This is a genomic window from Microbacterium sp. RD1 (genome assembly GCF_052220165.1).
Taxonomy (GTDB): Bacteria; Actinomycetota; Actinomycetes; order Actinomycetales; family Microbacteriaceae; genus Microbacterium.
This window is the reverse complement of sequence record NZ_JBQPOL010000002.1, coordinates 869,071-889,442: the sequence shown is the minus strand read 5'-3', so window position 1 is coordinate 889,442 and position 20,372 is coordinate 869,071. Positions and strand designations below refer to the sequence as shown.

Genomic DNA, 20,372 nt, shown 5'->3' with positions numbered 1-20,372 from the left:
GAGGAGGCAACACCGTGACCGCACCCGACGCCGGCCCCGCCACCATCCGGATCGATTCGCGAGGCGCTCCCCCCGAGACGCAGGCCGACGCGGATGCGACGGAGCTGGTGCGCCTCGTCGAGAAGACCAAGTCGTTCTCCGGCGCGCTCGGCCGCACCGACCTGGCCCGTCGTCTTGACGACACCCGCGCTCGGCTGCTCGACCCGTCGGTTCGCGTGATCGTGGTCGGTCAGTTCAAGCAGGGCAAGAGCAAGCTGGTCAACGCCCTCATCAACGCGCCGGCCTGCGCGGTCGACGACGACGTCGCCACGGCTGTGCCGACGGCGGTCGGGTACGCCGACGAGCCGTCGGCGGCGGTGTTCGTCCGCCCCGAGGGAGGCGGCGACGACACCGTCGAGCGCATCCCGATCTCGTTCGACGACCTCGACGCCCACGTCTCCGATCGTGCCGAGCCGGTGGCGGGGCGATCGATCGTGGGTGCCGAGGTGCTGCTGCCGCGGGAGATCCTCCGCGGCGGCCTCCGGCTCGTGGACTCCCCGGGCGTCGGGGGTCTGGAGTCCACCCGCGCCCTCGCGACCCTCGCCGCCCTCTCGACCGCGCACGCGGTCATCCTGGTATCGGATGCCTCGCAGGAGTACACCGAGCCCGAACTGGCTTTCCTCCAGCACGCGATGCGCATCTCGCCGAACGTCGCGGCCGTCCTGAGCAAGACCGACATCTATCCGCAGTGGCGCGACATCGAGACCATCGACCGCTCGCGTTTGGACGCGCTCGGCGACGTGCCCATCTTCGCCGTCTCCAGCGACTTGCGCCTGCTGGCCGCGCAACACCAGGACCGCGACCTCAACGCCGAGTCGGGCTTCCCCGCCCTCGTCGCCCACCTCCGCCGCGACGTGCTGGGCCGCGCCGAGACCCTTCACCGCCGTGCGGCCGTGCACGACCTGATCACGGTCGTCGAGCAGCTGTCGATGTCGGTGCGCACCGAGCTGAACGCGCTGCTGCATCCGGAGGACACGCCGCGGATGCTCGCGGAACTGGAGGACGCCAAGGCGCGCGCCGACGAGTTCCGCGGCCGATCGGCACGCTGGCAGGTCACGCTCAGCGACGGCATCGCCGACCTCATTGCCGACACCGAGCACGACCTGCGCGATCGCCTCCGCAAGGTGCAGCGCGACGGCGAGTCCGCCATAGACGAGGGCGACCCCGGGCCGATCTGGGAGCAGATCGCCGAGTGGCTGGACTCGCGGGTGTCGGCGGCGGTGTCGGAGACCTTCGTCTGGACGAACGAGCGCTCCCGCTGGCTGTCGGAGCGGGTCGCCGACGAGTTCCTGGCGGGCGAGGCCGCCATCCCCCTCCCCGACGTCGGCGACGTCACCGGGGTGCTCGACCCCGTCGAGGAGCTGCAGAGGCTCGACGCCGGCCAGATGGGGGCGGCGGAGAAGATCTACATCGGCGTGCGCGGCTCGTACGGCGGAGTGCTGATGGTGGGACTGGCGACGAGCCTCATCGGCCTGTCGCTCATCAACCCGCTCTCCCTGCTGGCGGGCGTACTCGTCGGGCGCCGCGCCTACCGTGAAGACATGTCGGGGCGCCTGATGCGTCGTCAGGCGGAGGCGAAGAATCTCCTCCGGCGTCACATCGAAGACGTCGTCTTCCAGGTCGGCAAGCAGCTGAAGGACCGGCTGCGGCTGGTGCAGCGCGCCTCCCGCGACCATTTCGGGTCGATCGCCGACGAGCTGCACCGCTCGCTCTCCGAGTCGATGCTCGCCGCCAAGCAGGCGGCGGCCACCTTCACCGCCGATCGCGACGGCCGGGTCAAGGAGCTGGAGGCGCGACTGCGCCAGATCGAGACTCTGCGCGCGCAGATCCCGGCACGGGAAGCGGCGGCGACGGGGCGGCTCGCGTGATGCGCACGTCGCTCGGCGAGGTCGCCGACGTGATCGACGCCGCGCGGGTGCTGTACGCCGACGAGCCCGCGACCTCGGAGCTTCTCGACGGCTACGCACAACGCCTCCGCGAGCCGCTGCGCGTGGCCGTCGCCGGCATCGTCAAGGCCGGGAAGTCGACGCTCCTGAACGCTCTCATCGGCGAGCGGATCGCGCCGACGGATGCGGGCGAGTGCACGCGTGCCATCACGTGGTACCGCCACGCCTCGACGGCGCATGTCACCCTGCATCTGCGGGACGGCGGCACCGTGAGCCTGCCGGTCCGCCGCGTCGAAGGCCGCCTCGACCTCGATCTGCAGGGTCGGAGCGCCGACGACGTCGCGTGGATCGACGTGGGCTGGCCCTCGGAGAGCCTGCGCTCGACGATCCTCATCGACACCCCGGGCATCGCCTCGCTCACGCGGGAGAACTCCCAACGAGCGATGCAGTTCCTGGTCCCCGAGAACACGCCCTCCGCCGCTGACGCCATCGTCTACCTCCTCCGCCATGTGCACTCCTCCGACGTGCGGTTCCTGGAAGCGTTCCGCGACACCGCAGCCGGCACCTCCCAGACCGTCAACGCCGTCGCGGTGCTCTCGCGCGCCGATGAGATCGGCTCCGGCCGCATCGACTCGCTCGTCTCGGCGGCCGCGATCGCCGACCGGTACCGCCGGGACGGCGAACTGCGCGCGCTCGCCCTCGGCGTGCTGCCCATCGCCGGCCTCCTCGCCGAGGGGGCCCGTACCCTGCGAGAGAGCGAGTTCATCGCGCTCCGCGAGGTCGCCCGGCTCGACCGGAGGGTGCGCGAGGCCCTGCTCGTCTCGGTCGACCGGTTCGTCCGCCCCACGGCGACGACGTCGCTCAGCATCCCGGTGCGCGAGAACCTCCTGGCCCGCTTCGGGCTGTTCGGAGTGCGGCTCGCCGCCGCCCTCATCCGCGGCGGCGCGTCGACCTCGTCGGCGCTCGCCGACCGCCTCGTGCAGCAGAGCGGGATGGTGGCGCTGCAGGAGTTCTTCGCCTCGCATTTCCGCGCGCGAGCGGTTCCTCTCAAGGCGCGGGGCGTGCTGCAGGGCGTCGAGCAACTCATCCGCGAACGCCCGCGCCCCGGCGCCGATGCCGTGCTCGGCGGAATCGAGCGGATCGTCGCCCGCAGTCACGACCTCCGCGAACTCGCGCTCCTCGCCGACCTCCGCACCGCTACCGTCTCACTGAGCCCCCGTGAGGTCGCCGAGGCGGAGCGGATCCTGGGCGGCGAGGGAACGGCGGTGACGGCCCGGCTGGGTCTTCGCGACACCGCGACGCCTGCCGAGCGGGACGCACGCGTCGACGAACTTCTCGCCCGGTGGCGGGCGCTGAGCGAATCGCCCGTCAGCGACCGCTACACCGCGCACCTGTGTCGCATGATCGTCCGCAGCGTCGAGGGGGTGGCGTCAGAGGCCGCCGCCGGGCGCGCTGCCCGGGGCGCGAGCGACGTCGTGCTTTCGGGCGGTCCAGCGTAGAGCGCCGGGGAGCGCCGCCAGCAGCAGACCCAGCACCGCCAGCCCGAGCTGCAGGAGGAGGATGCGCACCAGCGGCACGCCGCGGTCGCCGATCGCCACCATCTCCCGGCACGCCAGGAATGCCAAGCCGGTGAACAGCACGGTCCCCAGTAGCCACCACCGGGTGTTCGGGCGCCGGTTCGAGAACGACACCAGCAGCGTCACCTGCACGAGCCACATCGCGACGAAGGCGCCGAAGACCACCCAGAACACGATGTCGGCGGCAGCGTCGTAGGTCGCATCCGCCCGCGTGTCGTCCACGGCGCGGATGGCGGTGACGATCTCGGGAAGCTGCTGCTGGCGGATGATGAAGAGGTACACCACCGCCACCGCTCCCGCGGCGAGTGAGAGTACCCACGCCAGCTGGCTGGCGCGCACCGACACCGGCGCGGGCTTCTTCACGAGCACCGGCGCCGCCGCTTTGTCGGCAAGGGAAGGGCGCGCAGGGGCCGCGCGCCCTTCCCCCGAGGGCTCCGAAGCGGCGCCCGTGCGCCCGACGTCGTTGTCGGGCTCCGGGCGCCGTTCGAGATCAGAAGTCGTCATCGGCGGTGTCGGCGAGGACGGGAGTCTCGGACGAGTCGAACACGCTCGTCGCATCGTTGTCGACCGGAGCCTCGGTGTAGCCGGCCGCGCTGTCTTCGTAGGCGTCGGCGGCGGGCTCGGGAACCGTCTCGGGAGTGGTCTCGGGAGTGGTCGTCTGATTCGCGGAATCGGTCACCGCGATCGTGACGGGAGCATCCGTCGTCGTCGTGGTGTCGGTCGTCTCGTTGTACGAGTCGGTCGCGGTGTTCTCGGTCACCTCGCCGTCGATCACGACGTCGTCGCCCGCGCCGATCGTCGTCGACTGGTCGATGTCGTTGTCCACCGTGGCGTCGTCGCCGGCGGCCATCGACTCGTCTCCGGATGCCACGACGGCCTCCTGGTCGAACACCTGCGTGACATCGCCCATCGCCCAGATGTTCTGGTTGACCGACTGGTCCACGACGGTGTCCCGGTCGTCGACCATCGTGAAATTGCGGGTGATCTCCGTGATCTCGCGGACGACGGGCCGGGCGTCGGGGGGTGCCGGGCGGGGGATCGCGATCGCGGCGACCTCCGGGCGCTCGGCGATGATCGGGGCGACGGCGCACACGTCGGCGGCGCTGGCGTTGCCGAGCCCCCGATGAGCCAGCGTCCCTTCCGGGTCGTCCTGGAACTCCGCGGCAGCCGCAGGGTCTCGCAGCAGGCTCAGGATGAATTCGATCAGAGCATCGGCGATCGTCGCCAGCGTCATGCTCACGGCCGTCTCCTTCCCGTGTCGGTGCCTCCGACGGTATTGCGTCCTCGAGCTCCCCGCGTCGGGGACTCTCCCCCCTCCCCGTGCGGGGTAGTAGGGGGTGCGGAGGGGAGGGTGCGGGGAGTCATGGGGTGCTCACGCTCTCTCGACCCGCCGCGACGGCCGCAGATCGCCGGGGATCGTCGCGTCCTCCAGCACGAGCCGGAGCTTGGCGATCAGGTCCGAGCGCGACGTGGCCTCGAGGCGCCGACGGATGCGGGCGATGTGATGTTCGGCGGTGCGGGGCGAGATGAAGATCGACTCGCCGATCTCGGCGTAGGTCTTGCCCTGCACGACGAGTGCCGCCACCTCCCGCTCGCGCGCGCTCAGCACCTCCGCGCCCCGCGCGGACGGCCCCGCCTCCGGCACCGGCCCCACCGGCGGGTCCAGCACCTCCCGCGGGTGCAGATGCCGCGCGCAGGCGAGCAGTCGTGCGATGGCCCGGCGGTCGTCGGTGCGCCCCGCGCCATGGCCCGCGAGGCGGGCACCGTCCCACGCCAAGCCCACCGACGCGAGCCCGAGAGCGGCGTGCTCGATCGCGTCGACGTCGACCTTGCCCGTGAGGACCTCGGTCCATACCCGGCCCGCCTGGGCCATCGTCGCGGCCAGCCGGGTGTGCGGTGCGGCGCTCAGCAGCGCGCGGGCGTGCGGTCGGAGGTCGTGCGGGCGGTTGAGGTGGATGCTGCAGTGCAAGCCCGCCCAGTGCAGATGGCTCGACCACACCGGCGGGTCGCCGAGCCGCGCGAGTGCGGCGGCAGCGTCGTCCAGATGCGGCTGCACGCGGTCCATGTCGCCCAGGCGAGCGGCACTGACGGCGAACTCGGCGAGCGGGATGAGCGAGTACACGTCGAAGCGCGCGCGGAGGATGCTCTCGCGCGCCCGACGCCACACCGGCGGCAGCGCCGACGGGTCGGCGTATCGACGCGTGAGCGCGATGGCCACCGCATCCGCGAGGACCCGCTCGCGCGCGGGAGTCGTCGTCGCGACCCCCGCGGCCCGGAGTGCCGCCTCCGCGTCGTGGGGCCGCTCGCGCTGCACCGCCACCCACGCCTGCCACAGCAGCAGCCGCTGCTGTGCCCATGCGCCGCCGTGGCGGGAGCGCACGGCGTCGGAGATGACGTTCGCGGCGACGTGAAGGTCGCCGAGCGAGAGCGCGGCGACGGTGGCGAGGACGGCGGGGATCTCCGGGACCGGGGCGTCGCAGCCGGATGCGGTGTACATCTCGGTGGCACGGACGAGGTCGCTCAGGCATGTCGGCACGCGGGTGCCGAGCGTCGTACGCAGGCCCCGCACGAGCAGCTCCTGCGCCACGACGAGCGTGGACGGCAGAGCCCGCGCCGGCGGGGCGGCGTCGAGCTCGACCAGGCGCTCGGCGTCGCCGGCCCCGACGGCGGCGATCGTCCCCGCCGCGACGAGGTCGGGGGAGGGGACATCGGCGCGGGTGAAGACCGCAGAGCTCATCGGCAGGTCGGCCCGCGCCGCCCAGACCGCACCCGTGATGGCGGTCGCCGTCGGAAACGACGGATGCGCCGGGCCGACGGCGGCGCGGTCGAGGATCGCGCCGGCGGTGTCGACCTCGCCGGCGTTCCATGCCGCCCGCGCGCGCCGCGTCGCCACTGCCAGCCCGTCGGCGCCCGCCTCGCCGGCCGCGCGGAACAGCTCGTCGGCGCGGCGGGGGTCGCGCCCCAGTGCAGCGTCCCCGTCCAGGAGCAGAGCGGTGGCCAGCCGCGGGTCGGAGAACCCGCTGAGCAGTCGCCGCATCTCCGCGTCGGGAGGGAGCCGTCCGGGGGTGGCGTACAGCTCGAAGAGGCGGTCGACGGAGATCGTGGCCCGCACGGCATCGCGGACGACCGGCGCCGGGTGGCCGTTGCGCATCAGAAGCCCGCGCGCGTGGCCGGCCAGTGCCCAGTGCGCGTCCTCGTCGAGCGGCAGCGTGCCCGGCGACAGGCACAGCGTCTCGATCGCGGCCAGGAGCGGCGGCTCGAGGCTCGCGATGCGGTGGGCGATGAGATCACGAAGCTCCTCTCGGAGAGCCGGATGGCCCGACTCGTCCTCGCAGTCCTGCTCGTGCACGACGAGCGCCTCGCCGACGAGCCAGGCGAGGTGACCGGCGAGCTCCAGGATGTCGTCGATGCAGCGGGGCGCCCAGAAGCGCCCGCTTCCCGCACAGGCGTCCAGCACGTCGACGCGCGTGACATGACCGAGCACGAGGGGCGGGTGAGCCTTCTCGAGGGAGGTGGCGAGCTCGCGCACCGGATCGGGGAGCGGCCACGGCGCCGAGGCAACCACGACACCGGCACCGGGCGTCTGCACCCGTCGAGCGAGCGCGGCGATGAGCTCGCCCGCGCTCGTATGCACGTCGTCGGCGAGCACGACGGCCTCCGCGGGCGCCGCGTCGACGGTGGCTGCGGCATCCGCGGTCACCACGGGTCGCCCGTCACGGCCGAGCCGCCGCGCGATCTCGCGCAGCACGCGGCTGCGGCCGGAGCCCGCGGGGCCGACCACGAGGACCCGCGGTGCGGCCGGTTCACGGGACAGTGCGTCGAGGTGATTGCGCACGGGCCGCGGGAGGAGGAGGGGAGAGGCGCCGAGGGCGCCGGCGCTTGCAGGCGCGGAAGGATTCGCCATGATCGCGACGCGTCAGACGGCGGGGGTTTCCGAGGGCGGAGGTGACGGGTCTCCGGCAGGTGTCGGCCCCGGATCGGAAGGGGCGGGGTCCGGCGTCGGGTCCGGGTCCGCCGGGACGGGGTCGGGCGACGCCGTCGGGTCTGGCGAGGGGTCGGGCGAGGGCGTCGGTTCGGGGGCTTCCGGGTCGGGGTCGGGGTCGGGGTCGACCGGCACCGGATCCACCGGGGCAGGGGAGGGCGTCGACGTGCCCTGACCTGAGGGACCGGGATCCCGGGGCGCCGGAACCGATCCGGCCGGACTGCCCGCCGGCGTCGACCCGTCCGCTCCGGTCTGGGCCGCCGGCGCGGTCGTGCCCGTGCCGGGGGCTTCGTCGCCCGGGGTCGTGCTCGCCGGCGGGGAGACGCCCGGCGCCTTTCCCGGCCCCCGAGGTGCCGTCCCCGCATCCGTGTCCTGCGGCGCACCCCCCGACGGCGTCTCCGCCGCGGGGGTCGAGGCGGTCGATGTGTCAGAGCCTGCCGCATCCGACGTGCCGTCCGCGACGGGGGCGGCGGTCATCGCCGCGCGCTCCGTGGCGCTCACCATGCCCATACCGAGGGTGGGGGCGACGGCCAGCGCGGTGGCGGTGGCGAGCACGGTGAAACCCGCGGCCGCCCAAGCGGTACGCGGGGCTCGACGGAACCAGCGGTGAGGGGCGACCGCGTTCCGGGGAGCATCCACGAGCGCGAGAGCGGCCGGGGCCTCCTCCGAGCTCGCCGAAGCGCCCTCGGAAGCGAGAGAGAGTGCGGCGGCCGCGTCGGCGGCGGCGCGCGCGGCACCCAGGGCGATGATGGCCTTCGGATCGGCGTCGATGGCGATCGGCCGGTCGAAGCGCTCGGAGAGCAGCTGGGCGACCCGCGGGATGCGGGAAGAACCACCCGTGAGCAGGATCGCCCCCAGGTCCGCCGGGGCGACGGCGGCGTCCGCGAGCGCCGTCTCGAAGGCCTCGAGCGTTCGTTCGAGGTCGTCGGCGATCATCGCCTCGAACTCGTCGCGGCTGATGCGCACGGCCGTCTGCTGGCCCGCCGCCAGCACCGGGATGATCGCCTCGGAGTCGAACGACAGCGACTCCTTCGCCTCGACGCACTCCCGTCGCAGCGCCGCGAGCGCGACGCGCCCGGCCGGCTCGCCGACGAGTGCGACGGCGTCGATGTGCGCGGTGCGCAGCACGTGGCGCAGCATCGTGTCGTCGAAATCCGCGCCGCCCAGGTCTGCCAGGCCCGACGGTGCCCCGGCCGCACGGACCACGCCGTCTTTCCCCGCCCGCAGCACGACGGCGTCGAACGTGCCACCGCCGAAGTCGTAGATCGCCAGCGCCTCGCCTTCGGCCAGCGGATGCGACGCGGCGTAGTGCCGTGCGGCCGCCTCGGGCTCGGTGAGGATCTCCACGTTCCGCCAGCCGTGCTCGGCCAGCGCCGCACGGACGACGTCCGCGCGGTACTCGCCCCACGTGGCCGGGATCGTGACGGCGAGACGGGCCGGTGTGTCGCCCTCCCGCTCGACGACCGCGCGTGCCGTCCAGTCCACCATGCGCGCGTAGAGCTCCTCGGGCGAGAAGGCCCGATCGGCCGCGAGGATCGGCACGTCGTCGCCGATCCTGCGCTTGAACTCGCGGATCAGCCTCTCAGGGTGCGTGCCCCCGCGCCGCTCGGCCGCGTCGCCGAACAGCAGATCGCCGTCGGCTGCGAAGGCGACGGTGGGTGCGTTGTCACAGGCGCGACCGAGCGGAAAGGCGGTCGCCAGGAGACTGCCGTCCGGTGCGGATCTCGCCGTCGCCGCCGACGTGCGCGTGGTGCCGATGTCGATCGCCAGGAAATACGGAGCATTCATCTCTTCCCCCCGGCACGAGGGGGTCCCGGGAGAGGATCCGTGCTCGCGCCGCACGTTTCATCGGGAAGGCGTGGGTGCATCCCCAATGATGTCCCAGCGTCGGTCCGTGCCCCTGTCGAGCCGACGTCGTGATCGGATTCTGGCACAGAGCGCAGGGGATGGAAAGGGCCCTCCGTGCAGCCCTGCCGGGGAGAGCTGCGGACGACGCCCGGTTGGCACTCGCGTTGCATGAGTGCCAGCGTTTCCCTACACTGGCGTTAGCACTCTCCTCGTGTGGGTGCTAACGAGTCTTCCGTACCGAAGCGTTCAGAAAGAAGAGGTAGACCGTGTCGGTTTCCATCAAGCCGCTCGAGGACCGCATCGTCATCCAGCAGGTCGAGGCTGAGCAGACCACCTCCAGTGGTCTCGTCATTCCCGACACCGCGAAGGAGAAGCCCCAGGAGGGCGAGGTCGTGGCCGTGGGCCCCGGCCGCATCGACGACAACGGCAACCGCGTTCCGCTCGACGTCGCCGTGGGCGACCGCGTCATCTACAGCAAGTACGGCGGCACCGAGGTCAAGTTCGGCGCCGACGAGTACCTTGTGCTCTCGGCCCGCGACGTGCTCGCGGTCGTCGTCCGCTGACGCGCGACGCTTCCCGCTCCAGGCCCCGGATGCTTCGGCATCCGGGGCCTTCGCGTTGCCCGTCGGCCCGCGCATTCGCGTCGCCGGAGCGGGAGGCCGGGCGACATAGAGTAGTGCGGTGAGTCGGTCCGTGCGCAGTCCCTCCGCCGCATCCGAACCGGGTGAGGCGCGCACGCGGCTGGTCGGCGGCGGATACGCGTTCCTGTCCTACCTGCTGTGGGGCTTCCTTCCGCTGTACTTCGTGGCGCTGGCGCCGACGGGGGCGTGGGAGCTCGTCGCCTGGCGCATCGCGCTGTCGCTGGTGTTCTGCATCCTGCTGCTGGCCGTCACGCGCGCCTGGCGCCCCTTCCTCGCGATCGTGCGTCAGCCGCGCCTGCTCGGCTGGACGGCGCTGGCCGGAGTGCTCATCTACGGAAACTGGATGATCTTCGTCCTCGCGGCGTTGTCGGGCCACGTCGTGGAGACGAGCCTCGGGTACTTCATCAATCCGATCGTCACGGTGGTGCTGGGAGTCGTGGTGCTCCGTGAGCGCGTGCGCGCCGTGCAGTGGATCGCGCTCGGCATCGCCGCTGCGGCGGTCGTCGTGATCGTCGTCGGCTACCGCGCCTTCCCCTGGGTCGCTCTGGGGCTGGCGTTCTCTTTCGGCCTCTACGGACTGGTCAAGAAGCAGATCGGCCCCGCCGTCGACGCGGTGAGCGGACTGACCCTCGAGTCGGCGTGGCTCCTGCCCGTCGCGATCGTGCAGCTCGCGCTCGTCGGTGCCACCTCGGGGCTGACGCTGTTCTCCGCGGGTCCCGGGCACGCCGCGCTGCTGCTGCTGGCCGGGGTCGCCACCGCGACGCCGTTGCTGCTGTTCGCGGCGGGCTCGCGACGGGTGCCGCTGACCGTCATGGGGATGCTGCAGTTCGTCGCGCCCATCCTGCAATTCGCGGCCGGTGTGTGGGTGCTGGGGGAGCCGATGCCGCTCGAGCGGTGGATCGGCTTCGGTCTGGTCTGGATCTCGCTCACCGTGCTGACCGTCGACTCCGTTCTCGCCGCCCGGCGCGGGCGCGCGGAGGCGTCGGACATAGCCGATCTGACCTGACGCGAAGGGCGGCGGCATCCGCGCTCCGCCCCGTGATCGCGCGCATGGCATCGCTTCCAGATAACGATTGGGTCGCGTTACAGATCGTTAACGAACGGCAATACTGAGGACGCATCCTGCGCATTAGTGTGAGGGCACTGGGTCGGCGCCCGAGCGGGCCCGCAGTTCATACACAGCAAGGAGCAACATGAGCGTTTTCACACGTTCGCGTGCCGGCAAGGTCCTCGGCGGTATCGCCGTGGTCGGTGTCAGCGCACTCTTCCTGGCCGGGTGTTCCGGTGGCGGCGGCGATGCCGCTGAGACCGGTGGCTCGTCGGAGGTGGGTGGCGAGCTCGATCTGAAGATCGGCACGGCGCTTCCCCAGACCGGCACCCTGGCCTTCCTCGGCCCGCCCGAAGAGGCGGGCGTCGCCTACGCGACGTCGCAGATCAACGAGATCTCGGACGAGACCGGCCTGACCCTCGAGGTCACCTACGGCGACTCGGGCGACACCGACAACAAGGCCTACGAGACGGAGATCCCGCGCCTGCTGGGCGAGGACGTCTCGGCGATCATCGGCGCGGCGTCATCGGGCACGTCGCTGCAGTTCATCGACCAGGTCGTCGGCGCCGGCGTCATCCAGTTCTCCCCGGCGAACACGTCCGACGCGTTCACCACGTACGAGGACAACGGCCTCTACTTCCGCACCGCGCCCTCGGACGTGCTGCAGGGCGAGGTGCTCGGAAACCTCATCGCTGAGGACGGCGCGCAGACCCTCGGTCTGATCGTGCTGAACGACTCCTACGGCACCGGGCTCGCCAAGTACGTCTCCGAGGCGTTCGAGGCCGCCGGTGGCGAGGTCGTCGCGGAGACCACCTACAACACCGGTGACACCACGTTCGACGCCCAGATCAGCGAGGTCCTGGCGGCCGACCCCGACGCGATCGCGCTGATCACGTTCGACGAGGTCTCCACGATCCTGCCGAGCCTGTTCGGACAGTTCCCCGCCGAAGGCCTGTACTTCGTCGACGGCAACCTGAAGAACTTCGGCGACGCGTTCCCGGCCGGCTCCCTCACGGGCGCCAAGGGCACGCTCCCCGGTCTGTCGATCGACTCGATCTCGGACTTCACGGGCGAGCTCGACGCGTTCCTCGAGGCCGAGGGCACCCCGGCGCTGGAGGACTACAGCTACGCTGCCGAGTCCTACGACGCGACGATCCTGCTCGCGCTGGCGTCGCTTGCCGCCGGCTCGACCGACTCCGAGGCGATCGCCGAAAAGCTGATCGAGGTCTCCGGCGGAGCCGGTGACGGCGAGACCTGCGACTCGTACCAGGCCTGCGCCGACATCATCCTCGGTGGCGGAACGGCCGACTACGACGGCATCTCGGGTCCGATCACGTTCGACGAGGTCGGCGACCCGACCGAGGCGTCGATCGGCATCTACCAGTTCGGCGAGGACAACAACTACGCCGCATACGAAGGCTGATCGCAGCATCCACGCGAAGGGCCCCGGTCTTCGGACCGGGGCCCTTCCCGTTGCCCGGGCCGGCTCGGGTGGCAGCCGCGGTCGGCCTGGCACGGCGGACAACATTCCGGACCAATCCGCGGATACGCGCCGCTCGGCGGGGCCGCAGCGGCAGGGGCGGGATCGATCCGGAATGTTGTCCGCGCCCCACTCTTCCTCCCCAGGCCCCGCGCGGCGGCGGGTATCCCCAGGATGGCTTCCGCCAGGGCGTCGTCCCGTCCGAGCATCGGCAGGCTGCGGGGATGCTCATGCGCCCGGACCAGGCCTACTTCCACGCCGACCTCAAGAGCTGGGGACTGTCACAAGGGCGGATAACCGAACTGGTGCGCTCGAATGACCTGCTGCGTCCGCGACAGGGCGTCTACTTGCACCCGGCGTCCTCGGCCGAGGTGGTGGATGCCGCTCGCATCGGCGGCCTCGTGGGGTGCACAACGGTGCTGCGCGAGTACGGGGTGTTCGTGCTCGACCGCGCGGTGACCCACGTGCATGTGCCGACCCACGCGACGAGACTGCGAACGCCGAAGGAGGCGCGCATCCACTGGGCTCCGCTTCACCGCCCACCCGACAGCCGGCACATGCGGGTGGGAACCTTCGACGCGCTCCTGCAGGCGCTCATCTGCCAGGCTCCGCGTGCGGCCATCGCCACGCTCGACAGCGCATTGCACCTGGGTGTGGTGGACGAGCGCGACCTGGACGAGTTGTTCGCGGTACTCCCGCGACGTCGCCGGGTGCTGCGCGGGCTGATCCATGGGCGGGCGGAGTCGGGCTCGGAGACCTTCGTCCGCTTGCTGCTGCGCACGCTCGATCTGTCGTTCGAGTGCCAAGTCTGGATCGCCGGCGTCGGACGTGTGGACTTCCTGGTGGCGGGGTGGCTCGTCATCGAGTGCGACAGCAGAGCTTTCCACGACGGATGGGAGGCACACGTCGCCGATCGTCGCCGCGACATCCTGATCGCCGAACGTGGATACGCCTGCATCCGCCCGATCGCGGCCGACATCTTCGCGGACACCGCTCCGCTCGGCCGCGCTATCGTCGCGATGCTCGAGCGGCTCGGCCCGCGGACGGACAACATTCCGGATGCATCGGCCTCTGCGCCGCGCCGGGCCCGTCCGGCGGCAGAACGAAGTGGATCGGTCCGGAATGTTGTCCGCTGACATGGATACGCGGCGAACTGTCACGCGAACCCGCCGAGGCCGAAGGGGGATGCCGAGCGGCATGCCACCCTAGCGGGCGCCGCTACTGGCCGAGGGTGCCGAGGTAGAGCTCGGTGACCTTGGGGTCGTTCAGCAGCTCGCGGCCCGTGCCGGTGTAGGCGTCGCGACCCTGATCCAGGACGTATCCCCGGTCGCAGATCTGCAGGCAGCGCCGCGCGTTCTGCTCGACCATGATGCACGTCACGCCGGCCTTGTTGATCTCCGAGACCCGGATGAACGCCTCGTCCTGGCGCACGGGCGACAGGCCCGCCGACGGCTCGTCCAGCAGCAGCACCTTCGGGTCCATCATGAGCGCCCGGCTCATCGCGACCATCTGGCGCTCACCGCCCGACAGCGACCCGGCGCGCTGCTTGAGGCGCTTGCCGAGCTCCGCGAAGATGCCGGTGACGAACTCGAGGCGGTCCCTGTAGATCTTGGGGTTCTGGTACAGCCCCATCTGCAGGTTCTCTTCGATCGTCAGGCTCGGGAAGACGTTGTTGGTCTGGGGGATGAACCCCACGCCGCGTCCGACCAGCTTGTTGGCCTTCAGCCCGGTGATCTCCTCGCCCTCCAGCAGCACCTGCCCGGAGCGGATGTTGACCTGTCCGAAGATCGCCTTCAGGAGCGTCGACTTTCCCGCGCCGTTGGGACCGATGATGCCGATCAGCTCGCCCTGGTACGCCGTGAGGGAGCAGCCGTTGAGGATGTTGACACCCGGCAGGTAGCCCGCGTGCACGTCGTCGACGAAGACGACTGCGGTGTCGGTGGCGACGGTGCTCATGAGCGGTTCTCCTCGTCTTCGGCCACGCCCTCGTCCACGAGGACGGCGGCGCTGGCGCTCTCGGATGCCGCGGCATCCGTCGTCGGGTCGGCGTGCACCACGTCGATGCGCCCGGTGACGACCCCGAGGTCGAGCTCCTGGTGCGCACCGAGGTAGGCGTCGATGACCGCCGGGTCCTTCATCACCGAGGTGGGGTCGCCTTCGGCGACGATCCGTCCCTCGGCCATGACGACGACCCAGTCGGCGATGTGGCGGACCATGTGCATGTCGTGCTCGACGAAGAGCACGGTCATGCCGAGATCCTTGAGGTCGAGGATGTGGTCCAGCAGCGACTGGGTCAGCGCCGGGTTCACCCCGGCCATCGGCTCGTCGAGCATGACGAGCTTCGGCTCGGTCATGAGCGAGCGGGCCATCTCGAGGAGCTTGCGCTGCCCGCCCGAGAGCGACGCGGCGAAGTCGTCCTCCTTGGCGTCGAGCTTGAACTTCTGCAGCAGCTCGTGGGCGCGCTCCTCGATGGCAGCGTCCTGACCGCGCCAGGCGGCGGGGATGAGGCTCTGCCAGAACCGCTCTCCGCGCTGTCCGGTGGCCCCCAGCTTCATGTTCTCCATGACGGTGAGGAGCCCCAGCGCCTTGGTCAGCTGGAACGTGCGCACGAGGCCCATGCGGGCGACCTTGTAGGCAGGGATCCCCGACAGCGACTTGCCCTCGAACGTCCAGGTGCCGGAGTTGGGCTTGTCGAAGCCGGTCAGCAGGTTGAACAGCGTCGTCTTGCCGGCACCGTTGGGCCCGATGAGGGCCGTGATGGCGCCCCGGGGGATCTCCAGGTGCGCGACATCGACCGCGTTCACGCCGCCGAACGAGCGGGTGATGCCGTCGGCGACGATGATCGGGTCGACCTTCTTCACGCCGGGGGTGGCCTCGCCGACGTGGAGGCCGGTGGCCTTCGCGCGGGGGACCGGCGATGCGGGCGGGGCTGCCTCGTAGGCGTCGCCGGATGCTGCGTTATCGGACAAAGGTCAGCTCCTTCTTGTTGCCCAGGAGGCCCTGCGGCATGAAGATCACGAGCAGCATGAGCGCCACGCCCACGAGGATGAAGCGGAGCGTCCCCGCCTGGATCTGCGACATGAACGGCAGCACCCCGGCCTCGACGAGCGCGGGCAGGATGTTGGAGAGGAACGTCTGCAGCACCCAGAAGATGAGGGAGCCCAGGAGCGGTCCGAAGACCGTCGCCGCGCCTCCGAGGAGGAGCGCCGTCCAGACGAAGAACGTCAGCGACGTGACGTAGACGCCGGGGCTCACCGCCGAGGGGAGGGCGTAGACGATACCGCCGGCCGCGGCGAGCACGCCGCCGAGCACGAGCGACTGCATCTTGTACGCGAAGACGTTCTTACCGAGCGAGCGCACGGCGTCCTCGTCTTCGCGGATGCCCTTGAGGACACGGCCCCAGGGACTGCGCATCAGCATCCACACCACCAGCACCGCGAACGCGAGCGTCAGAAGGCCCATGATGCGGACCCACCAGCCGTTCTCGTTGTACGTCCACGGGCCGAGACCGTACGTGCCGTCGGGCAGCGGATTGGAGGCGCGGAAGCTCGTGTGGTACCCGCTCAGCCCGTCGGCCGATCCGGTGAACTCGTCGAACGCGGTGGTGAGGAACAGCAGGCGAACGACCTCGGCGGCCGCGATCGTGACGATCGCGAGGTAGTCGCCGCGCAGGCGCAGCGTCGGGATGCCGAGGATGAGGGCGAACACCGCCGCGGCGGCCAGGCCGATCAGCGCGCCGGCCCACCAGGGGAGTCCGAACGTGAGGATCGAGATGGCGTAGCCGTACGCACCGATGGCCATGAAGCCGGCGATGCCCATGTTGATCAGGCCGGCGTATCCGAAGTGCACCGCGAGGCCGAGAGCGGCCAGAGCGTAACCGATCGTGGCCGGGCTCAGGATCGAGGATGCGGTGTTGGAGAGGATGGGAAGGAAGTCCATTTTGCGCGCCTAACCTATTCTCTCGCGCCGACCGAGGATGCCCTGCGGTCGGAACAGCAGGATGACGATGAGGATGAACAGCGCCACGGCGTACTTGAGGTCGGACGGGATGCCGAAGAGCGTGGACACCTCGACCAGGAGGCCCACGATGATCGATCCGATCAGCGCACCGTAGGCCGTGCCGAGACCACCGAGGGTCACCGCCGCGAACATGAGCAGCAGCACCTGCGCGCCCATGTCCCACTTGATACCGGGGCGGTAGTAGGCGTATAGGATGCCGGCGAGAGCCGCCATGGCGCCGGAGACGATCCACACCACGCGCACGACGAAGTCGACGTCGATTCCGGATGCCGCCGCCAGCGACGGGTTGTCCGAGATGGCACGCGTGGCCTTGCCCAGACGCGACTTCGTCAGCCACAGGGCGAAGGCGACGATGACCGCGATCGAGATCCCGATCGACGCCATGTCGATGACGCTCAGCTGCACGACCCCGAAGAGCGGGATCTTGGGGGCGCTGGCGTACGGCAGCTGGCTCGTGCCGCCGCCGATGAAGAACTGGTAGAGGTATCGCAGGGTCAGCGAAAGGCCGATGCTGACGATCATCAGCTGCACCACGCCGACGCGGCGCCTGCGCAGCGGTCGCCACAGGACCATGTCCATCACGAGGCCGAGGACGGCTCCGAGGAGGACGGCCGCCGGGTAGCCGAGCCACCAGGGGAGGGACAGTGAGGCGGGCCCGACGAGGAACAGCGCCGCGACAGCGCCGAAGGTGACCATCTCGCCGTGGGCGAAGTTCGAGATGCCGGTCGTGCCGAACACGAGCGAGAGCCCGACGGCGGCCAGCGCCAGCATCAGTCCGAAGCTGAGGCCCTGCACGACGCGCTGGACCAGCTGGTCGGCGAAGCTTGTGACGTTGCGCTCGCCTTCACCGATGAAGAAGTTCACGGTCACGCGCCCGCCCGCTCCGACCTCGACGTCCTTGACGTTCGGGGTGTCGTCCTCGGGGTCGACGACCGCGATGCCCTCGGGGAGGCTGGACTCGTCGAGGGTGATGGAGTACTCGTCGCGCTCGGGCACGCTCACGCGCCATTGGCCGTCGGCATCCGTCTCCACCTCCTGCTCGCCGCCGGGACCGTCGACGGTCAGGACCACGCCCTCCAGCGGCTCGCCGTCCAGTTGCACGTTGCCGCTGATGCGGTACGGATCGCCCTCCGCCGCGACGGCGGGCGCCGCCCCGACGAAGACGCCGATGAGCGTCAGAAGGAGCGCGAACAGTGCTGGGAGCGTTCCCGCGCGTGTTCGACGCGCCGCAGTGGTCGTGGGACTCACAGATCCTCCAGTCGGCGGCAGCCGATTGCTTCGTGTCGTATCGACGGTGATGAACGACGGTACGAGCGTAATGTGTCGGTCGTGTTTCGCCCACCCGACGGATGTGACGTGTGACCGGATCGGAATATTACGCACATCGCGAGGCGAACGCGCACTTGAGAGGACAATTCGCTCCCTCCAGCCGCCGATTCGGGTACTCGAGGCGGGAACAATCCGTCCTCCCGCCGACTTAGAATCGAGTACGGCGCGGGTGCGCGCGCCGGCCGTCGTCGTCACTTGAGCAACGCGCCGCGTGCGCAGGAGAAACATGGAGAATCACGACCCCTTCGGCTTCGTCGGTCTGACCTACGACGATGTCCTCCTCCTCCCCGGACACACCGACGTCATCCCGAGCGAGGCCGATACGTCCTCGCGCGTGACGCGGCGCATCACGGTGGCGACGCCGCTGCTGTCGGCGGCCATGGACACGGTGACGGAGGCGCGCCTGGCGATCGCCATCGCGCGCGAAGGCGGCCTCGGCATCCTGCATCGCAACGCCTCCATCGAGGAGCAGGCGTCGATGGTGGACCGGGTCAAGCGCAGCGAGTCGGGGATGATCACCGACCCGATCACCACGACGCCCGACGCGTCGATCGAAGAGGTCGACGCGTTGTGCGCGCAGTACCGCATCTCGGGGCTTCCGGTCATCGACGAGGACGGGCGCCTCCTCGGCATCATCACGAACCGCGACATGCGGTTCGTCTCCGGCTTCGAGCGCCGCACCACGAAGGTGCGCGACGTCATGACCAGCGACGGCCTCATCACGGGTCGCGTCGGCATCGGCGCCAACGAGGTCATCGCCCTGTTCGCGCAGCACCGCGTCGAGAAGCTGCCGTTGATCGATGACGACGGCAAGCTCGCCGGTCTCATCACGATCAAGGACTTCGACAAGAGCGAGAAGTATCCGCTCGCCACGAAGGACGAGCACGGTCGGCTGCGCGTGGGCGCTGCGATCGGATTCTTCGGCGACGCGTGGGAGCGCGCCGAGGCCCTTCGCGACGCGGGGGTCGACGTGCTCGTCGTCGACACGGCCAACGGCCAGTCGGCGGGTGTCATCGACATGGTCCGCCGTCTCAAGGCCGATCCGACGTTCGCCCACATCGACGTCATCGGCGGCAACGTCGCCACCCGCGAGGGTGCTCAGGCGCTCGTCGACGCGGGGGCGGATGCTGTCAAGGTCGGTGTCGGGCCGGGCTCCATCTGCACCACGCGCATCGTCGCGGGCGTGGGCGTGCCGCAGATCACCGCGATCTGGGAGGCGTTCCAGGCCACGCGCGAGGCCGGCATCCCGGTGATCGCCGACGGCGGGCTGCAGTACTCCGGAGACATCGCGAAGGCGCTGGTCGCCGGTGCCGACACGGTCATGCTGGGCTCGCTTCTGGCCGGTACCGACGAGTCGCCGGGCGAGATCGTCTTCCAGGGTGGCAAGCAGTTCAAGCAGTACCGCGGCATGGGTTCGCTGGGGGCCCTCCAGACCCGCGGCAAGAAGACGTCGTACTCGAAGGACCGCTACTTCCAGGCCGACGTCCCCAACGACGACAAGCTGATCCCCGAGGGGATCGAGGGTCAGGTCGCGTACCGCGGCCCGCTGTCCGCCGTGGCGTACCAGCTGGTCGGCGGGCTCCGTCAGTCGATGTTCTACGTCGGCGCGCGCACGATCGACGAGCTGAAGGCCAAGGGCAGGTTCGTCCGCATCACCTCGGCGGGTCTCAAGGAGTCGCACCCCCACGACGTGCAGATCGTGGTCGAGGCCCCGAACTACAAGCGCTGACCGTCCCGCGCGTTCCGTCCCGCGAACCCACCGTTCTGCGCCGAATCCACCGGATATGCGCGGCAGATCGCGTAGGTTGGGCGCGATCGTGTGGGTTGGGCGGGCGGTGGATACGCTGAGCGCATGATCCGCCGCCGGTCACACCCCGACTCGACGCTGTCGACGCGGCGCCTGGAGGCCTACACCGACGGCGTCTTCGCGATCGCGGCGACGCTGCTCGTGCTCGACCTCACCGGGCGGTCGCTGGAAGGAGCCACGAGCGACGCTGCGCTCTGGGAAGCCCTCGGGGGCCTGGTCGGCCCGATCTTCACCTTCGCGCTGAGTTTCCTCCTCCTCAGCCTCATGTGGGTCACCCACGTGTCGCAGTTCGAGCACATCGCGCGGATCGACGGCGTCGGCATCTGGATCAACAATCTCCGGCTGCTGTTCATCGTGCTGGTGCCCTTCACCTCGTCCCTCCTGACCGAGTACTCCCAGTTCTTCGCCGGGAGGCTGCTGCTTCCGGCCAACTTCTTCCTCGCGATCGCGTGCTCGTGGCTGCAGTGGCAGTGGGCGACGCGTCAGCGGGAGACCATGATGCCCGACATCAGCGCCGCGCAGGCCGGCCGTTGGGGTCGCGGGTCGCTCAGCGCGTTGCTCATCTCGGGGGCGGTGCTCGTCGCCGCGCCCTGGCTCGGCTCCTTCGCGTTCCTGCTTTTCCTGCTCGACGGGCCACTCACGCGACTCCTCGGCGGCGGGCCGATGATGGAGGACGACGATCACCCCGCCGGCGACGCGGCGCCGCGATCCTGAG

At 70.5% G+C, this 20,372-nt stretch carries 16 protein-coding genes; 8 read left to right on the top strand and 8 right to left on the bottom strand.

Annotated elements, in window-relative coordinates; genetic code table 11:
* The first annotated feature begins 14 nt into the window (after window positions 1-14).
* Window positions 15-1,907, top strand: a complete 1,893-nt coding sequence (locus tag ACTU3I_RS13005; RefSeq protein ID WP_442926114.1) for a dynamin family protein — start codon at window positions 15-17, stop codon at window positions 1,905-1,907.
* Window positions 1,907-3,424: a dynamin family protein gene (locus ACTU3I_RS13000; protein WP_442926113.1), complete on the top strand. Its 1,518-nt coding sequence runs from the start codon at window positions 1,907-1,909 to the stop codon at window positions 3,422-3,424. The genes ACTU3I_RS13005 and ACTU3I_RS13000 overlap by 1 nt, the downstream gene beginning before the upstream one ends.
* On the opposite strand, the gene ACTU3I_RS12995 is transcribed toward ACTU3I_RS13000, so the two are convergent.
* The 4 genes from ACTU3I_RS12995 to ACTU3I_RS12980 form a co-directional block, all read right to left on the bottom strand.
* Window positions 3,356-4,006, bottom strand: coding sequence for a hypothetical protein (locus tag ACTU3I_RS12995; RefSeq protein ID WP_442926112.1), 651 nt, complete (start codon window positions 4,004-4,006; stop codon window positions 3,356-3,358). The genes ACTU3I_RS13000 and ACTU3I_RS12995 overlap by 69 nt on opposite strands.
* Entirely contained in the window at window positions 3,993-4,736 is a 744-nt protein-coding gene (locus tag ACTU3I_RS12990; RefSeq protein WP_442926407.1) for an IniB N-terminal domain-containing protein, read from the bottom strand. The genes ACTU3I_RS12995 and ACTU3I_RS12990 overlap by 14 nt, the downstream gene beginning before the upstream one ends.
* Window positions 4,737-4,874: 138 nt before the next feature.
* A complete protein-coding gene (locus ACTU3I_RS12985; protein WP_442926111.1) occupies window positions 4,875-7,406 on the bottom strand; it encodes a helix-turn-helix transcriptional regulator in 2,532 nt (843 codons plus the stop codon).
* Window positions 7,407-7,418: 12 nt separating this feature from the next.
* Window positions 7,419-9,272, bottom strand: a complete 1,854-nt coding sequence (locus tag ACTU3I_RS12980) for an Hsp70 family protein (protein ID WP_442926110.1) — start codon at window positions 9,270-9,272, stop codon at window positions 7,419-7,421.
* A 326-nt stretch (window positions 9,273-9,598) separates the two neighbouring features.
* Between ACTU3I_RS12980 and groES the strand changes: the two genes are divergently transcribed.
* The 4 genes from groES (at window position 9,599) to ACTU3I_RS12960 (ending at window position 13,637) form a co-directional block, all read left to right on the top strand.
* Complete coding sequence (gene groES / locus ACTU3I_RS12975) at window positions 9,599-9,895, top strand: co-chaperone GroES (RefSeq protein ID WP_135063578.1); 297 nt, start codon at window positions 9,599-9,601, stop codon at window positions 9,893-9,895.
* A gap of 118 nt (window positions 9,896-10,013) precedes the next feature.
* Window positions 10,014-10,979: an EamA family transporter RarD gene (gene rarD / locus ACTU3I_RS12970; protein ID WP_442926109.1), complete on the top strand. Its 966-nt coding sequence runs from the start codon at window positions 10,014-10,016 to the stop codon at window positions 10,977-10,979.
* Between the two features lie 187 nt (window positions 10,980-11,166).
* A complete protein-coding gene (locus ACTU3I_RS12965; RefSeq protein ID WP_442926108.1) occupies window positions 11,167-12,444 on the top strand; it encodes an ABC transporter substrate-binding protein in 1,278 nt (425 codons plus the stop codon).
* A gap of 281 nt (window positions 12,445-12,725) precedes the next feature.
* Complete coding sequence (locus tag ACTU3I_RS12960) at window positions 12,726-13,637, top strand: endonuclease domain-containing protein (RefSeq protein WP_442926107.1); 912 nt, start codon at window positions 12,726-12,728, stop codon at window positions 13,635-13,637.
* An 82-nt stretch (window positions 13,638-13,719) separates the two neighbouring features.
* Here the strand turns inward: ACTU3I_RS12960 and ACTU3I_RS12955 are convergent, their stop codons facing one another.
* The 4 genes from ACTU3I_RS12955 to ACTU3I_RS12940 all read right to left on the bottom strand — a co-directional run bounded on the left by ACTU3I_RS12955 (window position 13,720) and on the right by ACTU3I_RS12940 (window position 17,769).
* Window positions 13,720-14,457 (bottom strand): ABC transporter ATP-binding protein, encoded by a 738-nt coding sequence (locus ACTU3I_RS12955; RefSeq protein WP_442926106.1) that lies wholly within the window; start codon window positions 14,455-14,457, stop codon window positions 13,720-13,722.
* A complete protein-coding gene (locus tag ACTU3I_RS12950) occupies window positions 14,454-15,362 on the bottom strand; it encodes an ABC transporter ATP-binding protein (RefSeq protein ID WP_442926406.1) in 909 nt (302 codons plus the stop codon). The genes ACTU3I_RS12955 and ACTU3I_RS12950 overlap by 4 nt, the downstream gene beginning before the upstream one ends.
* Window positions 15,363-15,459: 97 nt before the next feature.
* Window positions 15,460-16,440 carry a branched-chain amino acid ABC transporter permease gene (locus tag ACTU3I_RS12945; RefSeq protein ID WP_442926105.1) on the bottom strand — a complete coding sequence of 327 codons (981 nt, stop codon included), beginning with the start codon at window positions 16,438-16,440 and terminating at the stop codon, window positions 15,460-15,462.
* Window positions 16,441-16,449: 9 nt separating this feature from the next.
* Entirely contained in the window at window positions 16,450-17,769 is a 1,320-nt protein-coding gene (locus ACTU3I_RS12940) for an ABC transporter permease subunit (RefSeq protein WP_442926104.1), read from the bottom strand.
* Between the two features lie 307 nt (window positions 17,770-18,076).
* On the opposite strand from ACTU3I_RS12940, the gene guaB reads away from it, so the two are divergent.
* Together guaB and ACTU3I_RS12930 are read left to right on the top strand one after the other, a co-directional pair.
* On the top strand, window positions 18,077-19,579 hold the full coding sequence (guaB, locus tag ACTU3I_RS12935) for an IMP dehydrogenase (RefSeq protein WP_442926103.1): 1,503 nt from the start codon (window positions 18,077-18,079) through the stop codon (window positions 19,577-19,579).
* Between the two features lie 123 nt (window positions 19,580-19,702).
* On the top strand, window positions 19,703-20,371 hold the full coding sequence (locus ACTU3I_RS12930) for a TMEM175 family protein (protein WP_442926102.1): 669 nt from the start codon (window positions 19,703-19,705) through the stop codon (window positions 20,369-20,371).
* Window position 20,372 lies beyond the last annotated feature (1 nt).

Bases quoted from the DNA above. Each gene is read 5' to 3' on its own strand.
- ACTU3I_RS13000 (WP_442926113.1), top strand. From the start codon at position 1,907: ATGCGCACGTCGCTCGGCGAGGTCGCCGACGTGATCGACGCCGCGCGG.
- ACTU3I_RS12995 (WP_442926112.1), bottom strand. From the start codon at position 4,006: ATGACGACTTCTGATCTCGAACGGCGCCCGGAGCCCGACAACGACGTC.
- ACTU3I_RS12990 (WP_442926407.1), bottom strand. From the start codon at position 4,736: ATGACGCTGGCGACGATCGCCGATGCTCTGATCGAATTCATCCTGAGC.
- ACTU3I_RS12985 (WP_442926111.1), bottom strand. From the start codon at position 7,406: ATGGCGAATCCTTCCGCGCCTGCAAGCGCCGGCGCCCTCGGCGCCTCT.
- ACTU3I_RS12980 (WP_442926110.1), bottom strand. From the start codon at position 9,272: ATGAATGCTCCGTATTTCCTGGCGATCGACATCGGCACCACGCGCACG.
- ACTU3I_RS12965 (WP_442926108.1), top strand. From the start codon at position 11,167: ATGAGCGTTTTCACACGTTCGCGTGCCGGCAAGGTCCTCGGCGGTATC.
- ACTU3I_RS12960 (WP_442926107.1), top strand. From the start codon at position 12,726: ATGCTCATGCGCCCGGACCAGGCCTACTTCCACGCCGACCTCAAGAGC.
- ACTU3I_RS12955 (WP_442926106.1), bottom strand. From the start codon at position 14,457: ATGAGCACCGTCGCCACCGACACCGCAGTCGTCTTCGTCGACGACGTG.
- ACTU3I_RS12945 (WP_442926105.1), bottom strand. From the start codon at position 16,440: ATGGACTTCCTTCCCATCCTCTCCAACACCGCATCCTCGATCCTGAGC.
- guaB (WP_442926103.1), top strand. From the start codon at position 18,077: ATGGAGAATCACGACCCCTTCGGCTTCGTCGGTCTGACCTACGACGAT.
- ACTU3I_RS12930 (WP_442926102.1), top strand. From the start codon at position 19,703: ATGATCCGCCGCCGGTCACACCCCGACTCGACGCTGTCGACGCGGCGC.